Below are 12757 nucleotides of genomic sequence, written 5' to 3' on the forward strand. Positions count from 1 at the left end.
GAAACGCGTGTTGCTCAGGAATCTCTCATCAATTTCCGTGACGGCTGAACACCGGTGGGACCGACTCCGTATGGGAGGGCGCCGCTTCACTCCTGTCGGGCGCCTCGATGCCCCGCAAGGGATGCCCCGCAAGGAAGTCAGAGGAGTTCCATGGGACGCAACACACGAAAACGCCGTACGCCGCTGGCCACCAAGGCCATAGCCGCATCGGCGGCCCTAGCGCTCGGTGGGGGCGGGCTGATCTGGGCGAACTTCTACGCCTCGGCGCATGAGTCGGACAGAGGCCAGAACCGGGTCAAGACGACGGGCGCGCAGATCGCCACGATCTCCTGTCCGGACGTCGGCGAGCAGCTGAGGAAGGTGCCCCGGCGGGCGCGCAACGGTGTCGCCAGGGAGCTGGCGAGCCTCGACAAGCAGATCACCGAGGCGTACGCCCGGCTCGCGTCGACGCGTCGGGCCCAGGAGGGCGACCCGGCCTTCGTGCAGAACGCCATCCTCAGCCCGCTGAAGTCCAAGCGCGTCGCCACCATCGACCGCATCGGCATCAACGTCCGCCGCGCGGGCGGCACCACCCCGAGGTGGCTCGGCAAGCTCGCCGAGTGCAAGGGGATGGGCGGCGACGAGGTCAACAACGGTGGCGGCCAGAGCCCGCCCGCGAGCGGGGAACCGAGCCAGGAGCCGTCCGTCGATCCGAGCCAGGACCCCGGTCAGGGCGACGGCGGCGGCGACGGCGGTCAGGTCGGGGACAACGGCAACGGCGCCGCGGGACCGTTCGCGGACGACTTCGTCGACATCACCACCGTCGAGCCCAACACCCCGCCGTCCAACGGCAACGGCTTCGCGGCCAACGGCGACTCCGGTTCGCAGGGCTCCTTCACCACGGTCTGCGGTGTGAACGAGAACAACAAGTTCAACACCGACAACCTGATCGTCGCCCCCGGCGTCGACAACGGCGCCCACCACCTGCACGACTACGTCGGCAACCAGGGCAACGACGCCTTCGCCAGCGACGAGGACCTGGCGAACGCCGACACCTCCTGCCAGAACCAGGCCGACAAGTCGACGTACTACTGGCCGGTCATCCGCGTCCAGGACGGCACCCAGGAGTTCGACGCGGGCGAACTCGGCGGTGGCCTCGAAGGCAACGTCGGCCGGGTGGTGAAGGCCAGCCAGGCCGAGATCAGGTTCGTCGGCAACCAGCAGGGCGACGTCGTCGCGATGCCGAGGTTCCTGCGCATCATCACCGGTGCCGCGAACGCCTTCACCAACGGCGACGCCAACGCCAACGCGGCCTGGAGCTGCACCGGCTTCGAGGACCGCCAGCTGCGCGACAAGTACCCGATCTGCCCCCAGGGCAGCCAGGTGGTGCGCACGGCCAACTTCCAGAGCTGCTGGGACGGCCAGAACATCGACAGCGCCAACCACCGCGACCACGTCGCCTTCGTCCAGCAGGACGGCAGCTGCCCGCAGGGCTTCCAGGCCATCCCGCAGCTCCAGATCCGGCTGGTGTACGACGTCCCGGCCCCGGTCATCGAGAACGGGCAGATCCAGGCCCCGTTCGCGGTGGACGGCTTCCCGGAGCAGCTGCACAAGCCGATCACCGACCACAACGACTTCATCAACGTCATGGACGAGGACCTGATGAACCAGGTGGTCGAGTGCATCAACACCGGTGAGGACTGCCAGTAGCGGACCCCGTGAAGAACCGGCGGCGGGATCTCCCGCCGCCGGTTCTCGCGTGCTCAGCCCTCGTGGTGGCCGGAGCCGTGCCCGCCGGAGTGGTCCGTCCCGATCTCGATCTCCCCGCCCAGCGTGGAGCGCAGCGACGTCATCATGTCCTCGTGGCCGACGGCCAGCCACTTGCGGCCGACGAGGTAGAAGCCGCCGTAGTCCTTCGCCTCGTTGATCCACTCGCGCTGGCCGCGGTCGGTGGCGAAGGTCAGCAGGACGTACTTCTCGCCCTTGGCCTTCCCGGCCGCCTCCTTGCAGAGGGCCTGCCGCAGCTCGTCGGCGTCGATCTGGATGTCCGGCTCGCACTTCACCTCGGCGGCCAGATGCTCCAGGCTGCCGGTCGCCGTCTCCGGTACGGCGTCCCGGTCACCGTCGGAGCCGCAGCCCGCGAGCGCCAGGGTCAGCGCGGCGCCGCTCACGGCGAGCATCGGTCGGGTCAGCCTCATCTGTTCCTCCGGTCCGTTCGAAGCGCACACGTGTGCCGTACTCCGATACGGGCGCGGGGCACCGCCTGCTCAATGCCGGTGTCTGGCACTCGACGGACCACTCGGACAGGGGCCAGGTGATCTGACGGTAGACGTCTCGGCGGTTCCTGACGGGCAGAACCCAGCGGACCTCGGCCATGGATTCGACCACCGGATCACTCATGTTGCGCATGTAGCACAGGTACATGAAGTACAGAGGGCGCCAGGTCCGCCCCGGGTGACCAACCGCCGCCTCGTTCGTTGCGCTGGGCGTGCAGTCACAGGATGTCGCCCCGCGCCCCGCCCCCACCGACCCGGTCGTCGACGTCGAACAGGCCGAGGCCGCGCTCGTCGAGCACTATCCGCGGCTGGTCCGGCTCGCCTACCTGGTGCTGCCGCCCCGCCTCGGGCGCAACCGGCGGGTGCTGACCGCGCACGCCCTCGTCCAGCGCGCGCTGCCGAGGGGCCGCACGTCCGCTCCGGTGATCCCGGCCCAGTCCAGCGGCCGGGACGGCGACCCGGGGTACGCCTTCGTGCGGCTGCGGGTGCTGCGTACGGCGCTGGAGGCGGGGCTGCCGCTGACGTTCCGGGCGTGGCCCAAGCGGGCGCAGCTGCCGGTGCCGCTGCCCCAGGTGTGGGGGCTCCGACTCTTCCCGCGCTCCGGTGGCGCCGACGAACTCGCCCTCGACCAGCGGCTGTCCGCCCTGTCCGCCCCCGCGCGAGCCGCGTACGTCCTGCGCGGTCTGGAGAAGCTCCCGGACGGCGACGTACGCGAGGTGCTGACCGGCGCGGGCGTCGAGGACGTCGACGCGGCGCTGTGCGAGGCGGACGGGGTCCCGGCGCGGTACGCGCTCCTCGACTCCCCCGAGTTCGACCCCTGCTCGCTGCAGGCCCGGCCCACCGACCTGATGCGGCGCCGCCAGCACGCGAAGGCGGCACTGGCCGCCGCTGCCGCCGTCGCCGTGTGCGGGGCACTGCTCGGGCTGCCCGGCGACGGCTGGGCCCCGGACGGCGCGGCGGCCCCGCCGTACGCCCGGAACCCGGCCGCCCAGGCCGCCCTCGACCCGGCGCACCTGACCCGGGTCGCGCCCGCCGCCTGGCGCACCTCGGCGCGCACCGACTTCTCCGTGTGGCCCGCCCGCGGCACCCTCACCGACGACAAGGCCCTGCTGCGCCGCGCCCTCGCCGTCTGGGCCCGCCCCGGCGAGACGGTCCAGGTCTCCGCCACCCCCGGCACCCCGTCCGGCGGTCCCGCCGGACCGCCCCACCTGCTGTACGCGGGCGAGGTCGACGCGGCCCGTGTGGTGATCCTCTACGACGGTCTGCGCATCGTCCGCTACGCCGAGCCGAAGGACGGCACGGCGGGTGCCGCGCTCGACCTCGCCCGCGTCGACGGCGCGACCCGGGCCGAGGCGGGCGCGGTGGTCCTGCAGCGCACCGACGGCAACGTCCGCTACCTCACGGCGCCCTGGGTGACCGGGGCCGCCGAGCGGGACCTGCTGAAGCCGGGGTCCGGTGCGATGGACCTGACGCTGGCGGACGGTGTCACCTCGCCGCTGGCCAGCCCGGCGGCCCGGTCCGGCGCGTGCACCTCGTGGAACGCGCTGCAACTGACCGACGGCTCCGGCACCCGGATGACCACCGACCTCGGTGAGCTGGTGCCGGTCCGGCTGACCACCGGCCACCCGGACTCGCCGCACGACGCGACCGGTGCGGAGGAGCTGCGGGCCTGGGCGCCGTACGCGTGCTCGCTGTCGGCGGCGCGCGGCAACGGCGTCCGGTCGGTGAACGCCTGGCAGTTCACCGAGCAGCCGCTGCCCGACGCGAGCGGCTCGGCGGCGTGGGTGTGCACCCGCGCCGACACCTGGCGGGGCGACGGGGCGCGGGTGCTGGCGCAGTTCCGGACCCCGGGCGGCCGGTACGGGGCGGTGGCGGCGAAGGCCGGGGACAGCCCGGCGTGCGGGGCGCGTGATCCGCATGTGCTGGCCGGGGTGCTGTGGAAGTCGCCGGAGGGTTCCTGGTACCTGCTGGCCGCGGGCGACCGGGAGACGGTGTCGGTGCGCACGACCGGCGGCATCGAGGCGTCCGCCCAGGGCAATCTGCTGGTCGCGAAGACCGAGCAGGGCGCGCGGGCCGAGCTGGCGGGGTCGCTGGAGGACGGGCGGACGGTCGGCGGGCTGCGGTAGTCCGCGGAGGGTCGCGGAAGGTCGCAGAAGGTCGCAGAAGGTCGCGGAGGGTCGCGGCAGGGTCGCGGAAGGTCGCAGAAGGTCGCGCACGAGGGTTCCGCGTCGACTTACTCGTCAGTACATTGACGCCATGTCTAACAAGCATGCCCGGCCGCCCCGGCCGGTCGAAGCGGAACGCATACCGCTCAAGGCGCGGAAGGTCTCCTTCTCCTGGGACGGCACCCCGCTGCGGCGACTGGTGCTGAACGCGCACGAGCTGGACCGGCGCGGCGCCGATCCGACCATGCTGGACCTGCTGCGCTGGCACGGCGCCGAGGAGGTCGAGCACCGGTCGGTCGCCTTCGAGCTGTTCCTGCACCTGGACGGCGACTACCGGCGCCGGGTGCGCACCTGGGCGGTGGCGTTCTCGGCGCTGGTGTTCCTGTGGCAGCGCGGCGCCCGCTTCTTCATGGCGAACGATCCGACGCTGCTCGACGGGAAGGCGTCCCTGAAGGCCTTCTACCTGCGCGGCAGACAGGGCGCCCTGCCCTCCTCGGGTGACATGCTCAGGTCCATTCCGCGCTATCTGAGCCGCGCCTACCACCCCTCGCAGGAGGGCTCCACCGCGCAGGCTGTCGCCTACCTCGCCGCCTCCCCCGCCGCGCTCGCCGCGCTCGCCGCTGAGAAGAGGGCCGCGTGATGCCGTCGGTCAGGCCGCGCACGCTCCTGGTCGTCGCGGGCGCAGCCCTCGTCACCCGACGCGCGCTGCGCCGCCGTATCCGCAGGTCGCCGCTGTGGCCGATGCCCGCGCTCGAGCGGCCGGTCAGCGGGCGGCCCCGGTCGCGGGCGCTCGCCCTGCTGGTGACCGCGCACGAGGAGATCGCCGAAGGGGTCGTCCGGCTCCGTCTGGAGGGACACGACCTGCCGCGCTGGCAGCCCGGCGCGCACCTCGAACTCGTCCTGCCCTCGGGGCTGGTGCGGCAGTACTCCCTGTGCGGCGACCCGGAGGACACCTCGTCGTACACCGTCGCCACCCGGCTGGTGCCCGACGGGCGGGGCGGCTCGCGCGAGGTGCACGAGCAGGTACGGGAGGGCATGGAGATCGAGGTACGCGGGCCGCGGAACCGCTTCCCGCTGGCCGGGGCGGACTCGTACGTCTTCGTCGCCGGGGGCATCGGGATCACCCCGATCCTGCCGATGCTGCGGGCGCTGCCCGAGGGGGCCGGGTGGCGGCTGCTGTACTGCGGGCGGAGCCGGGCGTCGATGCCGTTCCTGGAGGAGGTCGAGAAGCTCGGCGCCCGAGACGGCGGCGACCGGGTCACCGTCGTCGCCGAGGACGAGGACGGGCGGCCGGATCTGGACGCGTTCCTCACCCGCGTCCCCGCGGAGACCGCCGTCTACTGCTGTGGCCCCGAGGGGCTGATGGCCGCCGTGGAGGAACGGGTGCCCTCCGTGCACACCGAGCGGTTCACGCCACGGGCGGCGGGCGGTGGCGCGTTCGAGGTCGAACTGCGGCGCAGCGGACGCACGGTGACGGTGCCCGCGGACACCAGTGTGCTGGCCGCCGTGCGCGCCGAACTGCCGGGCACCGCCTACTCCTGTGAGCAGGGGTGGTGCGGGACCTGCCAACAGCGGGTGCTGGAGGGCGAGGTGGACCACCGGGACGAGCTGCTGACCGACGGGGAACGGGCCGATTCCCTGCTGATCTGTGTGTCCCGGGCCAGAAGTGACCGTCTTGTGTTGGACATGTGAGGGAACCGCGAAGCATTCACGGTCGATCCGGTCCGTTCGCGGCCGGATCCGATCGGTAAGGTGTGCTCATGACTACCGGGGTGCGCCGCAGGATGGGAGTCGAGGAGCGTCGACAGCAGTTGATCGGCGTCGCCCTCGAACTGTTCAGCCGTCGTTCCCCCGACGAGGTCTCCATCGACGAGATAGCGTCGGCCGCGGGCATCTCGCGCCCGCTGGTCTACCACTACTTCCCCGGCAAACTCAGCCTGTACGAGGCCGCGCTGAAACGGGCCTCGGACGATCTCGCGGATCGGTTCGTGGAGGCGCACGAGGGGCCGCTGGGGGCGCGGCTGCTGCGGGTGATGCGCCGCTACTTCGACTTCGTCGACGACCACGGGCCCGGCTTCTCGGCGCTCATGCGCGGCGGCCCGGCGGTGGGCTCCTCCACGACCAACGCGCTCATCGACTCCGTACGGCAGGCCGCGTACGAGCAGATCCTCTCGCACCTCGGGGTCGAGGAACCGCCCGCCCGGCTTGAGCTGGTGATCCGCTCCTGGATCTCCCTCGCCGAGTCGACGGCGCTGATCTGGCTGGACGGCCGCCGCATCCCGCGCGCCGAGCTGGAGACGCAGCTCGTGCACGACTTCGCCGCGCTGGCGGCGGTCAGCGCCGCCTACGACGACGAGATGACGGCGGTCCTGCGCCGCGTACTGAAGGACGAGCCGGGCGACGGGCCGTTCGGGGACCTCGCGGCCCGGCTGATCGCGCTGGCGTCCTGACGGGTCAGACGACCGCCTTGTGGTACGAGGCGTCCAGCTCCCGCACCTCGGCGGACAGGTGCAGGGTGAGCCCGTCGACGGGCTCCACGTGCTTGCGCAGCAACTCCACCACGGCCTCGGTGAGCTTGGCCTTGGTCTCCTCGGCGCGTCCCGGCAGCAGGGCGAGGGAGACGTTCACGATCGCGTGCCGCTCCGGCTCGGCCCCGACCACCTCGTCCTCGTGGCGCAGGATCCGGGTCTTGCAGGCCTCGATCCGTGCCGCGGCCGTCTCCACGACCACCGGGTGCAGCGCGAGCGCGAACTGCTCCCAGTCGATGTGGTCGAGGGCGGCGGACCGTTGGACGGTGATCTGCGGCATGGGAGGGGCTCCTGTTCCGACACCTGTGCGGGCAGGGCCACCCTAACCGCAGATCACCGCCCTTCGATCAGCGTGTGAACACGGCCACCGTCCGGCCGGGCACGGTGAACGTGCCGGTCGCGGCCTCGTACGCCGCCTCCTTGACCACGGCGTCCGCGCCGGAGGCCTGGACCGGGTGCAGCCGGTAGCCCGCGTCGGCCAGGGAACCGACCCGCTGCTCCTTGGTGTCCGGGGTGGCGTTGAAGACGACGACCAGGTCACCCAGGGTCATGGTGATCACGCCGGGCGTCTCCTCCGTACCGGACAGCGGGAAGGACAGCCGGGACTGCACCTGCGTGGCCGTGTCGAGCGAGAAGTCGCCTTCCGTCGAACGGATGCTCAGCAGGTCCCGGTACGCCGCCGAGGCGCCCTCGATCTGTGCGCAGCCGACGCCGACCTGGGTCAGCAGCGGCCTGGCGTACGGCCACTTGGACTGGTTGTCGGCGGCCGGGGGCAGCCCGCGCCCGAAGCCGTTGCCGTCCGCGCAGTCCCAGTGGACGGCGTTGAACCAGTCGCCGCTGTCGTAGGAGTTGCGGTCCAGGGACTTGGAGCGCAGCAGGTCGGTGCCCGCCTGGGACAGCGCCGGGCCCTGCGAGAGGGTGGCGGTGGCCATGGCGAGGACCTGCATACGGGCCCGGTCGGCGGCGCCCACCGAGGCGGGCAGCTTGAAGGCGAGGGCGTCGAACAGGGTCTCGTTGTCGTGCGCGTCGGCGTACGCGAGGGCGTCGCCGGGCGCCGCCGCGTATCCGGCGGGCGAGCCGTTGTAGTCGACCTGGGAGCCCTTGACCTCCGTGCCGCTGGTGTCGGTGAAGCGGTAGTCGGCGAGGTTGCCGGACAGGCCGACCTTGATGAGGTCCTGGTAGTGCAGGAGCCGGGCCTTCTGCTCGGCCTCGGTGCCGTTGGCCGCCGAGGAGTTGGGCTCGGTGTAGAGGCCGGAGGCGAAGCCCTGCACGCCGGGGTCCTCGTCGAAGGGGCCGCCGCCGCGCACGGCGTCACGGGCGCGGTCGGAGAAGGTGGCGATGCCGGTTCCGGCCATGTTCTTCTGCGTGGCCTGCTCGAAGCGGGCGTCGTCGGCGACCTCGCCGAAGTTCCAGCCCTCGCCGTAGAGGATGATCTTCTTGCCGTCGACGCCGTCCTTGTCCGTCGTCAGCGCGTCCAGCGCCTCGCGGACGGCGAGGATGTTCTCCTTCGGGTGGTGGCCCATCAGGTCGAAGCGGAAGCCGTCGACCTTGTACTCCTTGGCCCAGGTGACGATCGAGTCGACCACCAGCTTGCCCATCATGGCGTTCTCGGTGGCGGTGTTGGCGCAGCAGGTGCTGTTGGCCACCGAGCCGTCGGCGAGCAGGCGCTGGTAGTAGCCGGGCACGATCCGGTCCAGGACGGAGGTCTTCGCCTGGCCGCTGGCGGCGGTGTGGTTGTAGACGACGTCCATGACGACCCTCAGGCCGTCCTCGTTGAGCGCCTTGACCATCTTCCGGAACTCGACCGTACGGGCCGTCCCCTCCGGGTCGGTGGCGTACGAGCCCTCGGGGACCGTGTAGTGGTACGGGTCGTAGCCCCAGTTGTAGGCGTCCTTCGCGGCGGCCTTCGCCACGCACTCCTGCTGCCGCTCGGAGTCGGCGGGCAGGGCGGCGAGGTCGCAGTCGACGGTGGCCTGGTCGCTCCGGCGCTCGGGGATGGTGGCGATGTCGAAGGCCGGGAGGAGGTGCACGTACGAGGTGCCCGCCTCGGCCAGCTTCCTCAGGTGCCTGCTGCCGTCGCTGTCCTTGTCGGTGAACGCCAGGTAGGTGCCGCGGTGGTCGGCGGTGGTGTCCTCGACGGAGAAGTCCCGGATGTGCAGTTCCTGGATCTGCGCGTCCTTCAGCGGGACCGCCTTCGGCTTGGTCAGGCGGGACCAGCCGCCCGGGGTCAGCGCCCGGTCGTCGAGGTCGACGACGAGGCTGCGCTCGGAGTCGGTGGTGAGGGCGACCGAGTAGGGGTCGGTGACCTTGTTGGTGACGACCTCGCGGACGCCGGGCGCCCACACCTTGACGACGTACCGGTAGGCCTTGCCCTTCCATGACGTCGGGCCGGTGACGGACCAGACGCCGGTGGAGTCGTTCCGCTTCATCGCGACCGTCGTGCCGCCGATCTCCAGGGCGACGCTCTGCGCGGTCGGCGCCCAGACCGCCAGGGTGGGACGGCCCTTGCGGAACGTCGGCCCGAGGTCGGCCTTCGTGGCGTCGTAGAGGTCGTCGAGTACGGCGCCGATCTGCACGCCCGTCGCCGCGAGCACCGCGCCGTTGGCGGCGCGCTGGGAGGCGACGACCTGGCCGCGCAGGGCCGCGCGGACCCGGTCGCGGTCGCGCGGGTCGACGGACCAGGCGGTGGCGTCCTTCAGATGCGGGAACTTCGCCTTCTGGGCGTCGGTCAGGGTCGTCTTCGTCAGTCGCAGCCAGCGCTCGTCGGTGCTGGTCAGCGTCCCGTCGGTGACCTTGATGGAGCCGGTGCGGGAGGACAGCAGCTGGGTGGAGGCGGCTGCCTCCGAGCCGTTCCAGGCGAGGGTGTTCCGGTCCAGCCAGACCGCCTTGGAGGTGGTCAGGTCGAGGGCCGCCGCGGAGCCCTTGGGCTGCGGCAGCAGGTACTTCTCCTGCCCGCTCAACAGCCACACCTCGTGGCCGTCGGCCTTGAGGTCCAGGGCCTGGTCGGTGGGCAGGTCCTTCTCGTCGCCCTTGTGGATGATGTAGCTGAGGCTGGTGGCACCCTCGGTGAGCGGCACCTCGAAGACCGCGCCATAGGCGTCAGTCCGCACCGGCTCCAGGGGCTTCGACCAGTCGGTGGGGTTCGCCGCGCCGGACCAGACGTGCAGGCCCCAGCCGTCGTAGTTCCCGTCGGCGCGGTGGTAGTGCAGTACGGCCTTGCTGGTGTCCTGCGCCGGGTAGTCCGGGCGCTCCGTGCGGACCGTCTCCTTGCCCTGCTCGATCCAGACCTCGCCGGTCTTCGTGACGTCGATCGAGCGGTCCGCGGCGACGTCCTTGTTGCCGTCCTTGTCGATGACGAGGAAGCCGACGTCGGAGGCGCCGGGCTTCAGCTTGACGTAGGCGAAGGCGCCGTAGGCGTCCCGGCCGGTGAAGGGGTGGCTGTCCGGCCACTCGGTGGCCTCGCCGTCGGCGAGGTCGCCCCAGGCGTACAGGCCCCAGTCGTCGTAGTTCCCGTCCTCCCGCTGGTAGTGGACGACCGCGTAGTCACGGGAGGACGCGGTGGGGACCTCGGGGGCGGGCGGGGTGCCGGTGGTGGAGGCGGCGGTGGCGCTCGCGGTGCGGCCCGCGGAGTCGATCACGACCGCCTTGTAGCGCAGGGCGGTGCCGGGGGCCACGTCCTTGCCGATGGTGTGGGTGACCTTGTAGGGGGCGTGGTCGGCGGAGCCGAGGGTGTGCCACTGTCCGTCGCCGGTCTGGGCGGCGAAGACGACGCGGTTGAGCTGGCCGCCTCCCCCACTCTCGGCTTCGCTCGAGCGGGAGGTGCCCCCAACGTCGGCGGTGACCTCGACGGTGCCGGTGGCGCCCGCTGCCGGGGCCCTCAGGGTGACGGTCGGCTTGGTGGCGGGCCTGGCGAGGGCGCCTGCCGCCTTGAGGACGATCGCGGAGCCCGCCGGGACGGTGACCGTGACCTTCCGGTCGGCGCCGGACCTGACGGTCGCGTCGGTGCCGTACAGGCCGCGGAAGGTCATGTCCGGGGAGCCGGTCGCGAAGGTCGCGGTCTTCGCCTCGCCCGCGTTGTTGAAGGCGACGAGGTACTCGGTGCCCGACTTCGCGTCCGTGCGGGAGACGGCGTACACGCCCGCCCCGTCCGCCGCGTAGCGCTCGGTCTGGACGCCGTCCGCGAGGGCCGGGTGCGCCTTGCGCAGCTTGGCGAGGGCGCTGATCTGCCGGTAGAGCGGCGCGCTGGTGTCGTAGGCGTCCTCGGCGTGGGTGCGGTCGGTGCCGAGCTGGTCGTCGTCGAGGTAGTCGGCGGTCTTCGAGGCGAACATCGTCTGGCGGGCGTCCTTGTCGCCGCCCGCGCCGGTGAAGCCCTGCTCGTCGCCGTAGTAGATCACCGGGTTGCCCCGGTTGAGGAACATCAGCTCGTTGGCCAGTTCGGCCCTGCGCACCAGCTGGGCGTCGGAGGCGTCCGGGCCGTCCTGCTTGAGGAAGGTCCCGATGCGGCCCATGTCGTGGTTGCCGAGGAAGGTGACCTGCTCGTACGCGTTGGCCGTGCCGGACGTGTACTTGTAGTCGTCGCCGAAGACGGCCGCGAGCTTGCGGGCGCTGCCGCCCTGGGAGGCGTAGGCGCGCGCCGCGTCCTGGAAGGGGAAGTCGAGGGTGGAGTCCAGGCGGCCCTGGGTGACGTACGGGGAGGTGACGGCGGTGTCCGCCGAGTACACCTCACCGAACATGAAGAAGTCCTCCCGGCCCCTCTTCGCCGCGTAGGCGTCGAGCGCGGTGGCCCACTGGGTCCAGAAGTCCATGTTGACGTGCTTCACGGTGTCGATCCGGAAGCCGTCGATGTCGAAGTCCCTGACCCACTTCTGGTAGATCTTCTCCATGCCCTCGACGACCTCGGGACGCTCGGTCCACAGGTCGTCCAGGCCGACGAAGTCGCCGTAGGTGGCGGACTCCCCGGCCCAGAGTCGCCCCGGTTGTGGTACATCGTCGGGTCGTTGAGCCAGGAGGGCACCTTGGCGTTCTTCTTCGCGGCCGGGACGACCGGCGTGCGCGGGAAGGAGCCGGAGTCGACGGCGGGGAAGTCCCGGCTGCCGTCCGCGTAGTCGGCGTCGTCGAAGGGCTTGCCGTCCTTGGTCAGGTACGGGAAGGCGCCCTTGGAGAGGTAGTCGTAGGACTTCTCCTCGTAGTCGACGACGTCGGCGGTGTGGTTGGTGATGACGTCGAAGAAGACCTTCATGCCCTTGGCGTGCGCCTTGGAGATCAGGGTCTCGAGGTCCTTGTTGGTGCCGAAGTGCGGGTCGACCTGGGTGAAGTCGGTGATCCAGTAGCCGTGGTAGCCCGCGGAGGCGTTGGCTCCGGTGCCCTGCACGGGCTGGTTCTTGAAGATGGGGGCGAGCCAGAGGGCGGTGGTGCCGAGGCCCTTGATGTAGTCCAGGCGCTGGGTGAGGCCCTTGAGGTCGCCGCCCTGGTAGAAGCCCTTGTCGGTGGGGTCGTAGCCGGTGCTGAGCCGGGTGCCGGTGAGGCCGCCCCTGTCGTTGGCGGTGTCGCCGTTGGCGAAGCGGTCCGGCAGCACGAAGTAGAACTGCTCGCGGGTGAGGTCGTTGCGGGCCGCCGTCTTCGCCAGGGCCGCGTCGGAGGGCGGCGGGGGCGGGGCGGCCTGCGCGGCCAGGGGCTGGACGAGGGCCGCGGCGAGCGCGGCGGCGGTGACGGCCGCGATCCGTCCGGCATGCGTGGTGCGGCGCCGCGGGGGCACCGGCCTTCTCGGTATCACAGGCGGAAACTCCTTGCGCATACGGCTCATTCGGGT

The 12757-nt window shown here is 71.6% G+C and carries 6 protein-coding genes and 2 pseudogenes; 5 read left to right on the plus strand and 3 right to left on the minus strand.

Features of this window, described 5'->3' with window-relative positions:
- The first annotated feature begins 150 nt into the window (after positions 1 to 150).
- Positions 151 to 1689: a DUF1996 domain-containing protein gene (locus ACFVQG_RS17240; protein WP_383383023.1), complete on the plus strand. Its 1539-nt coding sequence runs from the start codon at positions 151 to 153 to the stop codon at positions 1687 to 1689.
- A 53-nt stretch (positions 1690 to 1742) separates the two neighbouring features.
- Here the strand turns inward: ACFVQG_RS17240 and ACFVQG_RS17245 are convergent, their stop codons facing one another.
- A complete protein-coding gene (locus ACFVQG_RS17245) occupies positions 1743 to 2177 on the minus strand; it encodes a hypothetical protein (RefSeq protein ID WP_383383026.1) in 435 nt (144 codons plus the stop codon).
- A 290-nt stretch (positions 2178 to 2467) separates the two neighbouring features.
- Between ACFVQG_RS17245 and ACFVQG_RS17250 the strand changes: the two genes are divergently transcribed.
- The 4 genes and pseudogenes from ACFVQG_RS17250 (at position 2468) to ACFVQG_RS17265 (ending at position 6870) form a co-directional block, all read left to right on the plus strand.
- Positions 2468 to 4381 carry a hypothetical protein gene (locus ACFVQG_RS17250; RefSeq protein WP_383383028.1) on the plus strand — a complete coding sequence of 638 codons (1914 nt, stop codon included), beginning with the start codon at positions 2468 to 2470 and terminating at the stop codon, positions 4379 to 4381.
- A 238-nt stretch (positions 4382 to 4619) separates the two neighbouring features.
- A pseudogene (locus ACFVQG_RS17255) lies at positions 4620 to 5060 on the plus strand (metal-dependent hydrolase); the annotation flags it as partial.
- Complete coding sequence (locus tag ACFVQG_RS17260) at positions 5060 to 6112, plus strand: PDR/VanB family oxidoreductase (RefSeq protein ID WP_383383031.1); 1053 nt, start codon at positions 5060 to 5062, stop codon at positions 6110 to 6112. The pseudogene ACFVQG_RS17255 and the gene ACFVQG_RS17260, both read left to right, overlap by 1 nt.
- A 68-nt stretch (positions 6113 to 6180) precedes the next feature.
- Positions 6181 to 6870 (plus strand): TetR/AcrR family transcriptional regulator, encoded by a 690-nt coding sequence (locus ACFVQG_RS17265; protein WP_383383034.1) that lies wholly within the window; start codon positions 6181 to 6183, stop codon positions 6868 to 6870.
- Positions 6871 to 6874: 4 nt separating this feature from the next.
- Here ACFVQG_RS17265 and ACFVQG_RS17270 read toward each other — a convergent pair whose 3' ends face one another.
- Positions 6875 to 7228 carry a 5-carboxymethyl-2-hydroxymuconate Delta-isomerase gene (locus ACFVQG_RS17270; RefSeq protein WP_383383036.1) on the minus strand — a complete coding sequence of 118 codons (354 nt, stop codon included), beginning with the start codon at positions 7226 to 7228 and terminating at the stop codon, positions 6875 to 6877.
- A 67-nt stretch (positions 7229 to 7295) separates the two neighbouring features.
- Positions 7296 to 12721: pseudogene (gene pulA, locus ACFVQG_RS17275) on the minus strand (pullulanase-type alpha-1,6-glucosidase).
- Positions 12722 to 12757 lie beyond the last annotated feature (36 nt).

Source organism: Streptomyces sp. NPDC057877 (genome assembly GCF_042796855.1).
GTDB lineage: Bacteria > Actinomycetota > Actinomycetes > Streptomycetales > Streptomycetaceae > Streptomyces.